The sequence below is a fragment of the Lachnospira pectinoschiza genome, assembly GCF_020564355.1.
GTDB classification, from domain to species: domain Bacteria; phylum Bacillota; class Clostridia; order Lachnospirales; family Lachnospiraceae; genus Lachnospira; species Lachnospira intestinalis.
Genome location: NZ_JAJCRR010000006.1, coordinates 134421 through 151976 on the forward strand (window position 1 = coordinate 134421; position 17556 = coordinate 151976).

Sequence of the window (17556 nt, forward strand, 5' to 3'; positions counted from 1 at the left end):
CCGTATAAAGTTATGAAATTATTATCATTTGCTATTCCATGCTACAATTCGGCGGCATATATGGAAAAATGTATTCAGTCTGTTCTGGCAGGCGGTGAGGACGTAGAAGTTATCATTGTAGATGATGGTTCTACCAAAGATGAAACAGCAAAAATTGCAGATGAATATGCAGCAAAATATCCGACGATTGTTAAGGCGGTTCATCAGGAGAACGGTGGACATGGACAGGCAGTTAATACAGGACTGGCACATGCAACGGGTAAATATTTTAAAGTGGTTGACAGTGATGACTGGGTGGATTTAAAAAGTTACCGCAGAGTACTGGCAACGCTCAAAAAATTTGACGAGGCAGAAGAACCGGATATGGTCATTGCAAATTACGTCTATGAAAAAGTGGGTGCAAAGCGTAAGAAAGTCATCCATTATGACAATGTATTTCCGGAAGAAACTCTTTTTACATGGAATGATATCGGACATTTTAAGATGGACCAGTACATTTTAATGCATACGGTTATTTATAAGACGGAATTGCTGAAAAAATGTGGATTGCAGCTGCCAAAACATACATTTTATGTGGATAACATTTTTGTATTTGAACCACTGCCGTATGTTAAGAAAATGTATTATATCAATACGAATTTTTACCGCTATTTTATCGGCAGGGATGACCAGTCTGTCAATGAGACGGTCATGATTTCAAGAATTGACCAGCAGCTGCGCGTTACACGCAGAATGGTAGATTTTTATACAGAGCAGAAAATCAGCAATCAGAAATGCCGTATGTATATGCGCAATTATCTGCGTATTATGATGGAAGTATCATCGATCTTTCTGATTCTTTCAGGCACACCTGAAAATTTTGCCAAAAAGCAGGAATTGTGGAATTATGTCAAGGCAAAGGATAAGGAAGTTTATAAAATGCTTCGTTATAGTATGCTTGGTTTTTCAGTCAATCTTCCGGGGAAATCCGGCAGATGGATTTCAAAGACAGGTTACAAAGTAATGAATAAGTGGATTGGATTTAACTAGGAGGAATGTGAATGATTCTTGATTTGTTTAAACTGGATGGAAAAGTTGCAGTTGTGACCGGTGCCAATACCGGACTGGGACAGGGAATGGCAGTCGCACTTGCCGAGGCAGGTGCAAAGGTTGTCGGTGTCGGAAGACGTTCCTGTGCGGAAACGAAAGAAAAGATTGAAGCATTTGGCGGAAGCTTTACAGAGGTATTGGCAGATTTGTCAACAACCGCAGCAGTAGATACCGTACTTTCCGGTGCATTGGACGCGTACGGCAGAGTAGATATTCTGGTAAATAATGCAGGAATTATTAAGCGCTGTGATGCTGTCGATGTGACAGAAGCAGACTGGGATACGGTCATTGATATTAATGAAAAGGTCGTCTTTTTCTTAAGCCAGGCATTTGCAAAGCAGTATATCAAGCAGCAGGACGGCGGCAAGATTATCAATGTGGCTTCCATGCTTTCCTATCAGGGCGGAATCCGCGTGCCTTCCTATACGGCAAGCAAGAGTGCCATTATGGGGCTGACAAAGGCGCTTGCCAATGAATGGGCAAAATACAACATTAATGTCAATGCGATTGCGCCGGGTTATATGGCAACGAACAATACCGCACAGCTTCGCAGTGATGATGACAGAAGTGATGAGATTCTTTCAAGAATTCCGGCAGGCCGCTGGGGAACACCGGAAGATATGCAGGGCGCAGTTGTATGGCTGGCTTCCAAAGCATCGGATTATGTAAATGGCTACACTGTAGCGGTAGACGGTGGCTGGCTCGCACGATAAACGATGTAAAAAAGCAACGTAAATAAAAACCGCAGGAACTTCCGGTAAGCACAAGTCATAAGACAGGTGCAGATACAAAATGTTCCTGCGGTTTTATTTTTAAATTAAAAGACTTTGTGACCCTGATATCATTAAAATAATACGCGGCAGATATTTTGATTGACATTCTTTTTAATAAAATCTGCGGCGGCATGACGTTCCTGTTCAGGCATATCTGCCTGACACAGCATGACGGTCATTTTCCCTTTCTCAAAAAACATATAATAACCAAACTTATCATAAATGGTTGTAAAATCGTCCCAGCTATAATTATAGGTCAGTTCAAATTCCGGGATTTCAGCAAGGATGCCGCTTTCCATCAGTGTAATTGTACATGGTGCGGATTCGGAAGCATCTCTGTTCTTTAAGTGATAATTCACGCTGCTTTTAAACTGGAAACCAAAAATATAAATGGGATAGCACCAGCATGCTGCATAAATGACGGCAAGATAAGAAGAAAAGCAGCCGAGTGCAATGCAGACAATTGTAATCGCGGCGGGAAGCCATGTTAAAATCAGCTCGATGGGATTTCTGATAAAACGGTTCCAGAATACAATCTTAGAATATTCTCTGCCACTTGCCTTGAGTGTGGTTTCGTATTTAATATAATCCATAATGTTCTCCGTTCCAAAGTGCAGGACACTTTGTTCTTTAAGTCTATATCAAATAATACCATGCCGGCAAAATGAATACAATGAAAAATAAATAAAATTCTAACTGAAGGTTTCCAAACCTGTGCAAATAAGGTATAATAGTACAAAACACAAGTTTTGGGGTATGAGGTAAAATGAAGGTGAAAAGTCAGGTCATGTCTAACATTGTTCGTATGCTGGAAAATGAAGGACCTTTTAAAGATGTCATTTATGTCATTTTGGAAAATGTATCAAAGTATCTGAAAATGCCGGATGTCACTGTTATGCAGTATGATGAAGAAAGAACCTGTCTGTATCCGGTACTTTCCTATGGCGGCAGACACCATCTGATACAAGCTGCAGAAGTGCAGGCGGCAGCGGCACAGACTGCGCCGCAGGGAACTGTAGAACGGCAGGTAAAAGCGGCGGCAGATAGTCCGCTTTATGGTGAGAAACTGTGCTATTACAGGGCAGACACGGCACAGGAGCCGGTGCGTATGGCACTTGCGGATGCAAATATCAAAACGAGCGTGACGGCTCCGGTAAAAGCGGAAGATAAAGTCCGGATGTATCTGTGTGTATCGGACAGTACAAACGATGTAGAACTGGATGCAGAACAGCTTCGTTTTGTATCGGATGTAGCAAATGTAATTCAAAGCATTATGCAGGAACGTATCAGCAAAGATTCCTTATCCTATTCCTATGAGGTATTAAAGGGAATTCTTGGAAGTATTGATTCGGGTATTATGGTGTATGACAGACAGACGAAAGAAGTGCTGTTTGAAAATGATATTGTGAAAAACTGCAATGATATTAAACGGGTCATTCAGACCTGTGTGACATTTTATTTTACAGGTGAAAATACAAAAAGCATCCAGGAATACTGTGATGCCCAGTCCGGGCTGTGGTACGAGGTCCGCTTTTCGGATTTGAGGTGGTTAAACGGCAATCCGGCAGTAGTCTGCACGGCGGTTGATGTAACACAGAAGAAAAAGAACCAGCAGAAAATCGAGTATCAGGCACATAACGATTTCCTGACCGGTTTGTATAACCGTATGAAATGTGAAAATGATCTGCGCCACATTGTCCGTAAAGCGGTGCGGGACAAAGAAAAAGGTGCCGTGCTGTTTATGGATTTGGACGATTTTAAACATATCAATGACGGACTGGGACATCAGTACGGCGATGTACTGTTACAGCAGGTCGCCGCAGGACTGCAGGGAATTGCGGGAATCCGCGGACACTGTTACAGAATGGGCGGTGATGAATTTGTCATCATTATTCTGCCGCAGTATTTTAATATCTGGGAAAAGATTGTTAAAAATATTATTGCGATGTTCCGTAAACCGTGGTATCTGATGGAAACAGAATACTTCTGTACGATGAGTATGGGTGTTGCCTTTTTTCCGGACGACGGAACGGAAGTGGACGATATTATAAAGACGGCGGACATTGCCATGTATGAGGCAAAGAAAGCCGGTAAGAACCAGTACAGCATTTACGACAATACATCGAGTGAAAATGTCAGCAAGCGGCTGGATATTGAAAATAATATGCGGCAGGCAGTGGCCTCAGAGATTCAGGAGTTTCTGGTATACTACCAGCCGGTAGTAGATGCAGTGACAAAAAAATGCACATCCTGTGAAGCACTGGTGCGATGGGACAGCAAATCTCTCGGATTTATGGGACCGAGCGACTTTGTACCGCTTGCAGAATATCTTGGACTGATTACCTCCATCGGGGACTATGTGTTAGAAGAAGCCTGCAATCAGTGCAGATACTGGAACGAGCACGGCTATCCCGACTTTCATGTCAATGTCAATTTGTCGGTAGTTCAGCTGCTCCAGAAAGATGTGGTAAAAAATATTGAAAAAATCCTTTTAAAGACGGGTGTAAATCCAAAGAATATTAATCTGGAAATCACGGAGTCCTTTGCTATTAACGATATGAACCGTGTCCTTGAGATTATCAAGGGGCTTAAAAAATTAGGTCCGCGGATTGCATTGGACGATTTTGGAACCGGATATTCTTCGTTAAATTATATCAAGCAGCTTCCGCTGGATTTAATCAAAGTGGATAAGACATTTATCGATGATATTCTGGAAGATGAATATGCACAGGCATTTGTACGGCTGATTGTGGAACTGTCAAAAACCATCGGCACGAAGCTGGTCGTTGAAGGCGTGGAACATCAGGAACAGTACGAGCTGCTCAGAGGTCTGGGGGTGCATTATATACAGGGATTCTATTTTGGAAAACCGGCAGCTGCAAAAGATTTTGAACAAAAGTACTTAGCATCATGGAAGCCGGAGCAGTAAGGAAGAACCATAAATATAAGAACAATAAAAGAAATTAAAATGCGAGGGCGGCGCATGCCGCAGAAATGAGGTAGAGATGAGAACAATTATCAGAGGTGGCAGGGTGTTAGACCCGGCAAGCAGCACAGACGGCATCAGGGATATTCTTGTGGAAGACGGTATTATTAAAGAGGTTGCAGAACATATCAGTAACGATGCGGAAAATGTAATTGAGGCAGAAGGTCTTTATGTCATGCCGGGACTGATTGACCTGCATGTACATTTCCGGGAGCCGGGATTTGAACATAAGGAAACAATCCGTACCGGAGCCAGAGCAGCGGCAAGAGGCGGATTTACAACCGTTTGTGTCATGCCGAATACCAAGCCGGTTGTAGACAGCGTGGAAATGGTGAAGTATGTGATTGACAAGGCAAAGGAAGTAACAGATATCCATGTTCTTCCGATTGCAGCAATTACGGCGGGACAGGACGGAGAATTTATCACAGATTTTGAAAATCTGTACAAAAACGGTGCGGTTGCGGTCAGCGAAGACGGCAAGTCTGTTATGAATGCGAGAGTGGCAAGACAGGCAATGCGTCTGGCTGCGGAAGTCGGAATCCCTGTATTTGCACACTGCGAAGATAAAAATTTAGTTGCAAGAGGTGTGATGAATGCCGGCAACAGAGCCAAAGAACTCGGACTTTACGGCATTATGAATGCGGTGGAAGACGTCATTGTGGCAAGAGATATCCTGCTTGCAAAAAACACAGGCGCAAGACTGCATCTGTGCCACTGCTCAACCGTGGACAGTGTGAAGATGACAAAGCTTGCAAAGGAAGAAGGAATAGATGTAACAGCAGAGGTTACGCCACACCATTTTACACTGACGGAAGATGATATCACAGGTGATGATGCAAACTACAAAATGAATCCGCCACTGCGTGCTAAGGCAGACCGCGAAGCGTTAAAGGAAGGCTTAAAGGAAGGGGTTATGGATGTGATTTCAACAGACCATGCACCGCACCACAGAACAGAAAAAGAGCGTCCGTTTGCTGAAGCACCATTTGGCATTACGGGACTTGAAACTTCTGTGAGCCTGACGATTACGGAGCTGGTGGACAAGGGTGTTTTAACACCGCTTCAGATGGCAGAACGCATGAGCTATAAGCCTGCGCAGATTATCAACAGCGACAAAGGAACACTGCTTCCGGGACGTGCGGCAGATATTACGATTATCGACCCAAATGAAGAATATGTGATTGACAGCACCCTGTTTGCATCCATGGGAAAAAATACACCGTTTAACGGAAAGACAGTTAAGGGCAGAGTCAGATATACAATGTCAGACGGCAAGGTTGTATATTCATACAGGCCGGGCTGTGAAATTATAGTAGACAAAGACGTTCCAAAACTCATATAATAAATACGCCTGTACCGGCAGAAAGAGGAAGACAAAAATGATTAACAAGTTAGTAGACAAAATTAAAAAGCAGAACGCACCGGTTGTAGTCGGATTAGACCCGATGATGAAGTTTATACCGGAACATTTAAAGAAAGCCGCATTTGCGGAATACGGTGAAACATTAGAAGGTGCGGCAGAAGCAATCTGGCAGTTTAACAAGGCGATTGTAGATAATATTTATGATATTGTACCGGCAGTCAAGCCACAGGTTGCAATGTATGAGCAGTTTGGCATTGAAGGCATGAAGGTATTCCAAAAGACCGTAGACTATTGTAAGTCAAAGGACATGGTCGTTATCGGTGACGTAAAGCGTGGGGACATCGGTTCGACATCAGAAGCGTATGCCGTTGCACACTTGGGAAAGGTGCAGGTTGGAAGCAAGAAGCTTTCCGCATTTAACGAAGATTTTGCAACGGTGAATCCGTATCTGGGTTCAGATGGCATCAATCCATTTGTAAAGGTCTGCAAGGAGGAAAAGAAGGGTATCTTTATTCTTGTTAAGACTTCCAATCCGTCCAGTGGCGAATTTCAGGACCGTTTAATTGACGGCAGACCGCTCTATGAGCTGGTAGGTGAAAAGGTTGCCGAGTGGGGCAGTGAATGTATGGGTGATGACTACAGTTATGTCGGAGCCGTTGTCGGTGCAACGTATCCGGAAATGGGCAAGACCCTGCGTAAGATTATGCCAAAGGCTTATATTTTAGTACCGGGTTACGGTGCACAGGGCGGTAAGGCAGAGGATTTGGTACATTTCTTTAACGAAGACGGTTTAGGTGCGATTGTCAACAGCTCAAGAGGCATTATTGCGGCTTATACAAAGGAACAGTACGCAAAATTCGGTGAGGAGCATTTCGCAGAAGCTTCCAGACAGGCGGCACTCGATATGATTGCCGACATTAACGGTGCATTACACAAGTAGGCGGAAATGAGGAGCAGAAATGGCATATAGAGAAAAAGTAACGATTGTACGTGCAGATGAAATCGCAACGGACATTTATGAAATGTGTTTTTCAACAAAAAATATTGCAAAGGAAGCAAAGCCGGGACAGTTCGTGTCCGTCTATTCTAACGACGGTTCGCGGCTTCTTCCGCGCCCAATCAGTATCTGCGGCATTGAGGGTGATACCCTGCGCATTGTATACCGGGCAATCGGAAAAGGCACACAGGAATTTGCAACAATGCACGCAGGACAGACCCTTGAAGTACAGGGACCGCTTGGCAACGGCTATGACATTTCAAAGGTATCAAAGGAACGCAAAGCGATCTTGTTTGGCGGCGGTATCGGGATTCCGCCGATGTTGGAGCTGGCAAAGCAGTTAGATTGTGAAAAGAGCATTGTATTGGGTTACCGTGATGAATTGTTTTTAAATGATGAATTTGAAGCATACGGTAAAGTGTATCTGGCAACAGAAGACGGCAGTGCCGGAACAAAGGGCAATGTATTGGATGCCGTAAAGGCATGCGGCATTGAAGGTGACATTTTATTTGCATGCGGTCCGACACCGATGCTTCGTGCTATTAAGCAGTATGCAAAAGAAAACGGACTGGAATGTTACCTGTCCTTAGAAGAAAAAATGGCATGCGGAATCGGTGCGTGCCTTGCCTGTGTATGCAAGTCCACACAGGTAGACGACCATTCGAAGGTACATAACAAAAGAGTCTGCAAAGAAGGACCGGTATTTAACGCAGAGGAGGTAGAACTGTAATGAATTTATCCGTAAATATTGCAGGAGTTGAATGGAAGAATCCTGTTACAACCGCTTCCGGCACGTTTGGTTCCGGTATGGAATATGCAGAATACGTTGATTTGAATAAGCTCGGTGCCGTAACGACAAAGGGCGTTGCCAATGTACCGTGGCCGGGTAATCCGACACCGCGTATTGCAGAAACCTACGGCGGCATGATTAATGCAATCGGTCTGCAAAATCCGGGACTGGATACGTTTATTTCAAGAGATATTCCGTTTTTAAAGCAGTATGATACAAAGATTATTGTCAATGTCTGTGGAAAAACAGAGGAAGATTATGTCGATGCGGTGGAAAAGTTAAGCGAACAGCCGGTGGACATGCTTGAAATCAATATTTCCTGCCCAAATGTCAAGGAAGGCGGTATCGCTTTCGGTCAGAATCCGGCTTCGGCAGAACGGATTACGGCGGCAGTGAAAAAGGTCGCAAAGCACCCGGTTATTATGAAGTTAAGCCCGAATGTAACCGATATTACGGAAATGGCAAAGGCAGTAGAAGCGGGCGGCGCCGATGCGGTTTCACTGATTAATACGATTACGGGCATGAAGATTGATATTAACAGGAGAACATTTGCAGTTGCCAATAAAACAGGCGGTATGTCCGGTCCGGCAGTAAAACCGGTCGCAGTACGCATGGTTTATCAGGTAGCCAATGCAGTCCGTCTGCCAATCATAGGTATGGGTGGTATCGCAACCGCAGAAGATGCCCTTGAATTTATCATGGCAGGCGCGAGTGCGGTAGCTGTCGGCACGGCAAATTTCCATAATCCGACAGCAACCGTTGAGATTGTAGACGGCATCGCCGCTTATATGAAGAAAAATAACATTGAAGACATTCATGAACTGATTGGATGTGTAAAATAATAACCGCTGACGCTGCGGAGTGGAAGCGGCGCAGGAGGTAGAAAATGTCACAAAGACAGGCAACAAAGGAACAACAGCAGATTATAGAAGCAACAGAAGGCAATATCCGCGTGCGTGCGGTACCGGGTTCGGGAAAGACATTTGCACTGACGAAACGAATCGTCTATCTGATATTGGAGCTGTATGTCGAGCCGTCGTCCATCGTTGCCATGACATTTACCAATAAGGCGGCGAATGAAATGAAGTACCGTCTGAAAAAAATGATAGGGGACTTTGCAACGTGTTATGCGGGAACCTTTCATGGATATTGTAATTTAATTCTAAAAGAAGAAATCTACCGCCTTTCTTATCCGAAGACTTTTGTGATTCTGGATAAGAAAGCGCAGGTGGATTTGATTCGTGAAGTCGCCGATGAACTGGGATTTTCGTTAAAAGATTTTACGGCAAAGGAATATGCGGACAAAATCTGTGAGGAAAAGCAGGACAGAGCCTATATTCCGCTGATGTTAGATACCGGCAGGGAAGCCCTGCAAAAGAAAATCAGTCACACACAAGATCCGTTTTATCAGGTGTACTATTCTTATCTGAAAAAACAGCGCGATAATTATGTGCTGGATTTTGAGGATATCATACAGTTTGCAATCTACATTCTCACGCAGTATAAAGAGGCACTCGAAAAATGGCAGGGACGCTGTCAGTATCTGCTTTGTGACGAATATCAGGACGTAAATAAAAATCAGGAATATTTACTTTATTTATTAAGCGGAAAATATCATAACCTGACAGTCGTGGGCGATGACGACCAGTGCATTTACGGCTGGCGCGGGTCAGATGTGGAATATATGGTGCATTTTAATGAGCGGTATGAAAATGTTGTGGATTATTCGTTAAGCCGTAACTTCCGCAGTACGCCGGAGATTGTAGCGGCGGCAAATTCTTTAATTGAGAAGAACCAGAACCGTCTGGAAAAGCAGATGTATACCAAAAATCCACATGGCGCAAAGCCGGTGTATAACTGTCTGCCGTATGAAAAAGACGAAGCGGTATGGATTGCAGAACAGATAGACGCGGCGGTTTCAACCGGGAAAAAATATGCGGACCATACAGTACTGGTGCGGGCGGCTTCCCAGACAAGGGCGTTGGAAGAAGCCTTTCTTGCAAAGAAAATCCCGTATAAGATTTTAAACGGTGCAAGATTTTATGATTCGGAGGAAATCCGTACGGTGCTTGCCTATCTGCGCATGGTTTATGCACCGAATGATTTGGATTTCTTATGGACGATAAAAAGACCGCGCAAGGGTTTCGGCAAGAAATCCATAGAAGATTTGAAAAAATATGCCGCAGAACACGAAATTGGGCTGTTTCAGGCGCTCGGCGAACAGATTGAACAGGGCATTGTCAAAAAAGAGGTTATTGATACTTATTATAAAAATATATCGGAATTACACAAAGAATATGATAAGTATTCATGCAAAGAGCTTGTCAACCGGGTACTGGATTTCGGATACCGCGAGGAACTGGAGCAGGACGTGGAACAGCGAAGGCTGGATAATGTGACGGAACTGATAACAGCCATTGCCGCAATGGAAGCGGAAAATCAGGATAAGCTTTCGCTGGAAGAACTGCTGGCACATTTTGCATTGTTTACGGCTCAGGATGATGACGATGAAAAAAATGTTGTGAAAGTCATGACGATTCACACGGCAAAGGGCCTGGAATTTGATATTGTGTTTATCTGTGGACTGGTAGACGGGCAGTTTCCAAGCAGGCGCCTGCGCAATGAAGATGAGCTGGAAGAAGAACGGCGGCTGTTTTACGTGGCGGTGACACGGGCAAAGACACGGCTGTATCTAAGCAGCTACGCGGCAAAGTCGGAAGGCTTTCCGGTGCGTCCGTCGGCATTTATACAGGATATTGACTACAACCTGCTGGAATGTGTGGGAAATGTCGTCCAAAACGGTCAGACCACACCGCAGATGCTGCCGAAGAAGACCTTTGATGTGGGCGATAAAGTAGAGCATAAAATTTTCGGTGTCGGAACGATTGTAGACATCAATCTGTCCACCCAGTCGTATGAAATTGATTTTGAAAAATTAACCGGAACGAGAAAGATTATGTTTCGTGCAGAGTTAAAAAAAGTGTAAGCTCCTTATCAGGAGTGGTGATAAAAAGTGTAGGCTGTCAGTGCGGCTTACATTTTTTTAGCTTACAGATATAGTTTTAAACTATGGACAACCTTAATGAATTCATATTATACAGATAGGAAAATGTCCGTTATAATACGACAAAACAAAGGAAGCAGGAGGAAACATAAAGTGAGCCAGTTATATACACCTTTCAGATATGATTTTGTAGGAAGCTTTTTAAGACCGGAGTATTTAAAGAAAGCAAGAGCGGATTACGAAGCAGGAGCAATGAGCGCAGAGGAATTGAAAAAGACAGAAGATAAGGCAATTACAGAGTTGGTTGCAAAGCAGAAGGAGGCAGGTTATCACGTTATTACAGACGGAGAATTCCGCCGTGCAACATGGCATCTGGATTTTATGTGGGCATTTGACGGAGTCGGACACAGCAAAACCGAAACGGGACTTCCGTTCCACGGTGAAGCTGCAATGATTGATGATACATATGTGACGGGAAAGATTTCTTATAAGAAAAATCATTCGTTTGTAGAGCATTTTAAATTTGTAAAGACACTGGAAGATGAAAATACGGTTGCAAAGCTGACCATTCCGGCACCGGCACAGTTTCTGGAACAGATGATTATGCCTTTTGCATGGAGCAATACCAAGAAATTTTACGATACGCAGGAAGAAGTGGCAAAGGATATTGCCGAAGGATACCGTGAATTTATCAAAGAGGTTTATGCAGCAGGCTGTAGAAATCTTCAGTTGGACGACTGCTCATGGGGCATGGTGGTAGACCCGGCGGCTTGTAAATTATTCGGCGTAACACCAAAGGGACTTGAAAAGATTAAGGAACAGCTTTTAGAGATTAATAACAGCGCGCTTGAAGGAAAGCCGGAAGATTTAATTGTCAATACACACGTATGCCGCGGCAATTTCCATTCTACCTATGCAAGCAGCGGTGCTTATGACAGCGTAGCGGCAACATTATTTGCAAAGGAAAATGTCAATGCATATTATCTGGAATTTGATGATGAGCGTTCAGGCGGATTTGAACCGTTAAAATATGTAGAGGGCGATAAGAAAGTTGTACTCGGACTGGTTACAACAAAGTCCCCGAAGCTGGAAGATGCGCAGGCAGTAATTGACAGAATCCACGAGGCAGCAAAATATGTGCCGTTAGACAGACTGTATTTAAGTCCGCAGTGCGGATTCGCTTCCTGTGAAATCGGTAACAAGCTCACAGAAGAAGAACAGTGGGCAAAGCTGGCACTGGTAAAGGAAATCGCAGAAAAGGTGTGGGGATAAATAACAGATTCATATTAGAATGTAAAAGAATATGTCAGACAGACATACAGGGTATTTTTATATATGCCCGTGTAATTTACGAGGATGGTCGGGGTTAATGTAAAACTATAAAAAGCAGTCCCGGATTGGAAAAATAAGAATATTTATGATAAAATAAACTCTAATGTTACATTAGGGTTTATTTTTTGGCATTAAAATGTCTGCAAAATAGGAATGAAAAATTATATGGAGAAAAAAGACAGATATATCAGCATCGGTGAAATGGCAAAAATCAACCGCACAACTGTACCGACACTGCGGCTGTATGATTCAATGGGACTGCTGACACCGTATTACACAGACGAGGAAACACATTACCGGTATTATGACATCAAGCAGAATGCCCGGTTTGATATGATTCAGTACATGAAAGAACTGGGCATGGAATTAAAAGAAATTAAAGAATTGTTCGATAAACAGGATATTAATCTGATTGAGCAGATTTTACGGCAGAAAAAGGAACAGACGGTTGTCCAGATGCAGGAATTAAAATTTAAAATGCAGGCGATTGACAGGACGGTTGCAAGCATTGAACGGTATAAGAAATCGCCGAAAAGCGGCACGATTACACTGGAATACATACCGGACAGGACGATTTACTCGATGTGTGTGGATACCAATTTTTACGATTATAACATTGATATGTACGAATTGATTTTAAAGCAGTTAAAAAATAAGCTGATGGAATTTCATATTCCGCAGGTTTATTACTGCAATGCAGGGACGATTATGCGGCGGGAGCTGTTTGAAAAACTGACCTTTTATTCGGAAGAAATCTTTATCTTTGTAGATGACGATTTTCCGATGAAAGACTGTGTGCAGACAATCGAGAATGGCATGTATGCATGTATTTATACGGAAGATTTTGATGAGGAACGCGACTGTGCGAAAAAGCTTTTGGCGTACTGCCGCGAACACGGCTATCAAATCTGCGGTGATTATATTTGCGAAGAAATTATGGAAATGAACGTCTTTGACAGCCGCAAGCGCTCGATGTATCTGCGGCTTCAGGTGCCGGTAAAAATGGAAAAATAGGCTTGACTCTCATCTAAGATTAGACATTATACTGAATACAACGGAAAGTTAAATAATTAACAATCAGTTCGCGTAATATATGCTGAATAGTGAAAAGCGAAAGCGTGAATGAGGATTCGTCTGAAACTGTCCTTGCACCGCAGGACACAGATTTTAAAAGGAAGCGGTGTAGAATTGGAGGATGTTATGGAGAAGATTAAAGTAATTCAGTATGGCTGTGGCAAGATGAGCAAGTACACAATGCGGTATCTGTATGAAACCGGCTGTCAGATTGTCGGTGCAATCGACTGTAATCCATCTATTGTCGGCATGGATATCGGCGATTATGCGGGACTGGGTGTAAAGACCGGCGTATTAATCAGCGACAATGCGGAAGAAGTGCTTGACAACACGGATGCGGATATTGCCGTTGTAACGCTGTTTAGTCTGGTAAGTGACTGCTTTCCACATTATATGAAATGTCTGACACGTGGAATCAGTGTGATTACAACCTGTGAAGAAGCAACGTACTGCTGGACAACAGACCCGGTTCGTGCCAATATCTTAGATGTTACCGCCAAGAAAAACGGTTGTACTTTTGTAGGAAGCGGCATGGAAGATATTTTCTGGGTGAATATGGTCGGCATGGTAGCAGGCGGCTGTCACAAGATTGAAAAAATTGAAGGCGCAGTCAGCTATAACGTAGAAGATTACGGACTGGCACTTGCAAAAGCTCACGGCGTAGGCTTAACATCGGAAGAATTTGAAAAACAGATTGCACACCCGGAGGAGATTGAACCTTCTTATGTATGGAATTCCAATGAGGCACTTGCATCAAAAATGGGCTGGACGATTAAGAGCCAGACACAGAAATGTGTACCGTATTTCCATGACAGTGATTTGTTCTCATCAACCATGAATGCAACGATACCGAAAGGCAACTGTATCGGTATGGCGGCAGTTGTAACTACCGAAACATTCCAGGGACCGGTTATTGAAACACAGTGTATCGGCAAGGTTTATGGTCCGGACGATGGTGATATGTGCGACTGGAAGATTACAGGTGAACCGGATACGGAATTCCATGTTGTAAAACCGGCAACGGTTGAGCATACCTGTGCAACGATTGTCAACCGGATTCCGGCAGTGCTGCGCGCTCCGGCAGGGTTAGTTACGATGGATCAGCTGGAGGAAATCGCTTATCCGACATATCCAATGGAATACTATCTGTAGTTTAAATATTAAAACTGGAATAACAGAATACTGTGCAGACATGGTTTGTAAAAAAAATCCCCGCATAAAGAGAGTCGAACAGATTCTCTTTATGCGGGGATTTTTTTTTGCGGATTTTGGACACGATGTAGCAGCTTGACAATTCCAACGATGTGGCATATAGTTTTACGTGACTAACTACGGTCAGAATGGAGAAACAAAATGACAAAAGCAGCGATTATATTAAAGAAAACAGCCGTCGCCGCAATGTGCGTGATACTGGCGGCAGGCATGACGGCATGCGGCAAAAAAGCAGACAGCGTGCAGAGCGAAAGTGTTTCAGAAAATGACAAATATTCATCCGATATTTTTGCAATGGATACCTACATGTCATTGACGGCATACGGAGCAAAGGCAGAGGATGCCGTGACGGCAGCAATTCATGAGATTCAAAGACTGGATGCGATGTTTTCGGTAGGAAATACGGACAGTGACGTCACAACTGCCAATATGCAGGGAAGCGCTACAGTGTCTGACGAAACAGCATATTTAGTGGAGCAGTCCCTTGAAATTTCAAGAAAGACGGACGGTGCATTTGATATTACAATCTATCCGGTCATGGAGCTGTGGGGATTTACCACGAAAAATTACAAAGTGCCGCAGGCGGACGAATTACAGGAAACGTTAAAAAGAGTATCCTATGAAAATGCATCGTTAAAGGACCACGAACTGGTCTTAAAAAATAATGCGCAGATTGATTTTGGCGGTATTGCAAAGGGGTATACGTCCAGCCGTGTCATGCAGATTTTTAAGGAATATGGCATTGAACACGGCATGGTCAATCTCGGCGGCAATGTGCAGACACTCGGCACGAAAACGGACGGTACGGCATGGCGCGTAGCCATTCAGAGTCCGCAGGGAGGCAATCAGTATCTTGGCATTCTGGAAACCAGCGATCAAGCAGTCATTACATCCGGCGGATATGAGCGTTATTTTGAAGAAAACGGAGTGACTTACCACCACATTATCGACCCAAAGACCGGGTATCCGTCAGACAGCGATTTGACGTCTGTTACGATTGTGTGCGCAGACGGAACAAAGGCAGATGCGCTGTCTACCTCATTTTTTGTAATGGGACTTCAAAAGGCAGAAAGCTTTTATGAAAATACGGATTTGGATTTTGATGTTATTTTACTTACAAAAGACAATCAGATTTATATTTCTGAGGGAATTGCACAGAATTTTACCTCGGATTACACCGTAAATGTCTTGAAAAAGTAGTTGATAATTATTGTCAGTAACAGACCTTGACAGAAAAGGATTCTATATTTATGATAGAGCAGAGTTAGAAAAAGCTAACAGTAGTACATCTTTCTAACTTGGATAATAAAAAACGAACTTGATAAAGGAGAAATTATGTTACTGATTATTGCGCTTGTGATAGCTTCCTTATTTGTATACTTTTTAAAAGACAAGCTAAAGCAGTATCCCAATATTTTTTACATCGGTGCGGCAGTTGTAACGATTGTTATTTTCAGCCTGCGCACGGTGGCAATGCCGCAGTTTGTACGGCAGAATATTGTGGGCATTTTTGCAAAGGGAACGATAGGAACGGCATTTTTTATCATTGTCATGATAACAGGTGCATTGCCGAGAGGTTCAAAGCTTATCGGACCGCTCATGCGGATTCGCGGGGAATTGTCCATTATGGCGGCAATTCTGGTGCTTTCGCACAACCTGACCTACGGCATGACGTATTTTAAGATGTTATTTTCGGCACCGGCGGCATTACCGGCAGTCCAGCGGTGTGCAGCGGTGATCAGTCTGATACTGATTGTATTGATGATTGGATTAACGGTGATTTCATTTCCGGCAGTCCGCAAAAAGATGAATCCGAAAAAGTGGAAGCAGATTCAGCGGAGCGCCTATGTATTTTATGGACTTTTATATGTACATATTATGCTGATTAATATTCCGTATGCGCGCATGGGACTACACATGTATGCCGTAAATGTGCTTGTATACAGTATCGTATTTGCAGGATATGCGGCGATGCGTATCCGTAAATGGGTGCTTACAAAAAATCCGGATGCCGACAGCATTTTTATAAAGAAAGTCAGTGTGGCAGTATCTGTGTGTGCAGTGCTTGTGTGTACTGCGGCATTTTCAATGTGTTTTATGCGGAACGGAAATAAAGTATCTGCGCAGGAAACGGCGGCAGATAAAACACTGAGTCAGACACAGACAGAAAAAGGTGTAAAAAAGAACGGAGAAGCAGGCACAACGGCAACAGTTTCAAATGCGGACGGTGTGACACAGGAACAGCAGACTTCGGGCGAATCCGGTGATAGCGCAGGTGATTCACAGGAAGCACAGGAGAACGAGAACGCGCAGGACGGTGAAAATGCGGCAACGGCGGCAGTTGAAAACACAGCCGGAGAGGAGAATAGACAGGAAAAACAGGACACTGACAGTCAGAACTCCGGCAGTTCCGGCACAGTATCTGAAAGTGGCAGTGATACAAATAGCAGTGCGGGCGGAAGTTCGGGTTCGGACAGCGACAGTGCGGGTCAGCCGGCGGAAGAAAGAACAGAAGCAGCACCCAAGCCGACAGAAGCACCGAGAACATTTAAGGCAGACGGCGATTATACAGGAACTGCCGTATGCGATACATACGGATACACGGTTACGGTTGTTGTGACAATTTCAGGTGATGCCGTTACAGGCGTATCCGCATCGGCAACGGCAGGAGGCGCAGATGAAATGTTTTTCTCACAGGCAAATGCCAAAGTTCCGGGAGCGATTCTTGCAAACGGTGGTGTCAGTGGTGTGGATGGTGTATCGGGTGCGACAAAGTCCAGCAATGCCATAAAGGCGGCATATACGAGTGCGTATCAGTCTGCAAAAAATTAAAAATATTTTTAAATAAATATCAGGCACCAACAAAAGCAGGGAATGTCCAAGTGGACAGACCCTGCTTTTCTAAAGCTGTTAGTCTGACAAAGAATTGACGAAAA

At 43.8% G+C, this 17556-nt stretch carries 14 protein-coding genes; 13 read left to right on the top strand and 1 reads right to left on the bottom strand.

The genetic code is table 11. The features are described 5' to 3' along the window. Positions 1 to 12: 12 nt before the first annotated feature. Positions 13 to 1029, top strand: a complete 1017-nt coding sequence (locus LI288_RS12735) for a glycosyltransferase family 2 protein (RefSeq protein WP_227090738.1) — start codon at positions 13 to 15, stop codon at positions 1027 to 1029. A gap of 11 nt (positions 1030 to 1040) precedes the next feature. Continuing rightward, positions 1041 to 1802, top strand: coding sequence for a 2-dehydro-3-deoxy-D-gluconate 5-dehydrogenase KduD (gene kduD, locus LI288_RS12740; protein ID WP_022431646.1), 762 nt, complete (start codon positions 1041 to 1043; stop codon positions 1800 to 1802). Positions 1803 to 1933: 131 nt separating this feature from the next. On the opposite strand, the gene LI288_RS12745 is transcribed toward kduD, so the two are convergent. Then, positions 1934 to 2455, bottom strand: coding sequence for a hypothetical protein (locus LI288_RS12745; RefSeq protein WP_227090740.1), 522 nt, complete (start codon positions 2453 to 2455; stop codon positions 1934 to 1936). Positions 2456 to 2628: 173 nt separating this feature from the next. Here LI288_RS12745 and LI288_RS12750 point away from each other — a divergent pair, with 173 nt between their 5' ends. The 11 genes from LI288_RS12750 (at position 2629) to LI288_RS12800 (ending at position 17452) form a co-directional block, all read left to right on the top strand. Then, positions 2629 to 4791 carry a sensor domain-containing phosphodiesterase gene (locus tag LI288_RS12750; RefSeq protein WP_227090742.1) on the top strand — a complete coding sequence of 721 codons (2163 nt, stop codon included), beginning with the start codon at positions 2629 to 2631 and terminating at the stop codon, positions 4789 to 4791. 76 nt (positions 4792 to 4867) lie between these two features. Beyond that, the gene (locus LI288_RS12755) at positions 4868 to 6190 is read left to right on the top strand and encodes a dihydroorotase (RefSeq protein ID WP_227090744.1); all 1323 of its coding nucleotides are present in this window, start codon (positions 4868 to 4870) and stop codon (positions 6188 to 6190) included. 37 nt (positions 6191 to 6227) lie between these two features. Then, positions 6228 to 7151: an orotidine-5'-phosphate decarboxylase gene (gene pyrF, locus LI288_RS12760; RefSeq protein WP_227090746.1), complete on the top strand. Its 924-nt coding sequence runs from the start codon at positions 6228 to 6230 to the stop codon at positions 7149 to 7151. A 19-nt stretch (positions 7152 to 7170) separates the two neighbouring features. After that, entirely contained in the window at positions 7171 to 7938 is a 768-nt protein-coding gene (locus tag LI288_RS12765) for a dihydroorotate dehydrogenase electron transfer subunit (protein ID WP_022431651.1), read from the top strand. Next, a complete protein-coding gene (locus tag LI288_RS12770; protein WP_022431652.1) occupies positions 7938 to 8840 on the top strand; it encodes a dihydroorotate dehydrogenase in 903 nt (300 codons plus the stop codon). Before LI288_RS12765 ends, LI288_RS12770 begins: the two co-directional genes overlap by 1 nt. A 44-nt stretch (positions 8841 to 8884) precedes the next feature. Further along, positions 8885 to 10984 carry an ATP-dependent helicase gene (locus LI288_RS12775; RefSeq protein WP_227090747.1) on the top strand — a complete coding sequence of 700 codons (2100 nt, stop codon included), beginning with the start codon at positions 8885 to 8887 and terminating at the stop codon, positions 10982 to 10984. A gap of 171 nt (positions 10985 to 11155) precedes the next feature. Further along, positions 11156 to 12274 (top strand): 5-methyltetrahydropteroyltriglutamate--homocysteine S-methyltransferase, encoded by a 1119-nt coding sequence (locus LI288_RS12780; protein WP_227090749.1) that lies wholly within the window; start codon positions 11156 to 11158, stop codon positions 12272 to 12274. A gap of 213 nt (positions 12275 to 12487) precedes the next feature. Next, positions 12488 to 13348: a MerR family transcriptional regulator gene (locus LI288_RS12785; RefSeq protein ID WP_227090751.1), complete on the top strand. Its 861-nt coding sequence runs from the start codon at positions 12488 to 12490 to the stop codon at positions 13346 to 13348. Positions 13349 to 13534: 186 nt separating this feature from the next. Further along, positions 13535 to 14560 (top strand): NAD(P)H-dependent amine dehydrogenase family protein, encoded by a 1026-nt coding sequence (locus LI288_RS12790; RefSeq protein ID WP_227090754.1) that lies wholly within the window; start codon positions 13535 to 13537, stop codon positions 14558 to 14560. Positions 14561 to 14761: 201 nt separating this feature from the next. Then, a complete protein-coding gene (locus LI288_RS12795) occupies positions 14762 to 15820 on the top strand; it encodes an FAD:protein FMN transferase (RefSeq protein ID WP_227090755.1) in 1059 nt (352 codons plus the stop codon). Positions 15821 to 15955: 135 nt separating this feature from the next. Next, on the top strand, positions 15956 to 17452 hold the full coding sequence (locus LI288_RS12800) for an FMN-binding protein (protein WP_227090756.1): 1497 nt from the start codon (positions 15956 to 15958) through the stop codon (positions 17450 to 17452). The last annotated feature ends 104 nt before the right edge of the window (positions 17453 to 17556 follow it).

Coding starts and splice junctions, on each gene's coding strand:
- LI288_RS12735 (WP_227090738.1), top strand. CDS start 13: ATGAAATTATTATCATTTGCTATTCCATGCTACAATTCGGCGGCATAT.
- LI288_RS12745 (WP_227090740.1), bottom strand. CDS start 2,455: ATGGATTATATTAAATACGAAACCACACTCAAGGCAAGTGGCAGAGAA.
- LI288_RS12790 (WP_227090754.1), top strand. CDS start 13,535: ATGGAGAAGATTAAAGTAATTCAGTATGGCTGTGGCAAGATGAGCAAG.
- kduD (WP_022431646.1), top strand. CDS start 1,041: ATGATTCTTGATTTGTTTAAACTGGATGGAAAAGTTGCAGTTGTGACC.
- LI288_RS12765 (WP_022431651.1), top strand. CDS start 7,171: ATGGCATATAGAGAAAAAGTAACGATTGTACGTGCAGATGAAATCGCA.
- LI288_RS12795 (WP_227090755.1), top strand. CDS start 14,762: ATGACAAAAGCAGCGATTATATTAAAGAAAACAGCCGTCGCCGCAATG.
- LI288_RS12785 (WP_227090751.1), top strand. CDS start 12,488: ATGAAAAATTATATGGAGAAAAAAGACAGATATATCAGCATCGGTGAA.
- LI288_RS12775 (WP_227090747.1), top strand. CDS start 8,885: ATGTCACAAAGACAGGCAACAAAGGAACAACAGCAGATTATAGAAGCA.
- LI288_RS12755 (WP_227090744.1), top strand. CDS start 4,868: ATGAGAACAATTATCAGAGGTGGCAGGGTGTTAGACCCGGCAAGCAGC.
- LI288_RS12770 (WP_022431652.1), top strand. CDS start 7,938: ATGAATTTATCCGTAAATATTGCAGGAGTTGAATGGAAGAATCCTGTT.
- LI288_RS12750 (WP_227090742.1), top strand. CDS start 2,629: ATGAAGGTGAAAAGTCAGGTCATGTCTAACATTGTTCGTATGCTGGAA.
- pyrF (WP_227090746.1), top strand. CDS start 6,228: ATGATTAACAAGTTAGTAGACAAAATTAAAAAGCAGAACGCACCGGTT.
- LI288_RS12800 (WP_227090756.1), top strand. CDS start 15,956: ATGTTACTGATTATTGCGCTTGTGATAGCTTCCTTATTTGTATACTTT.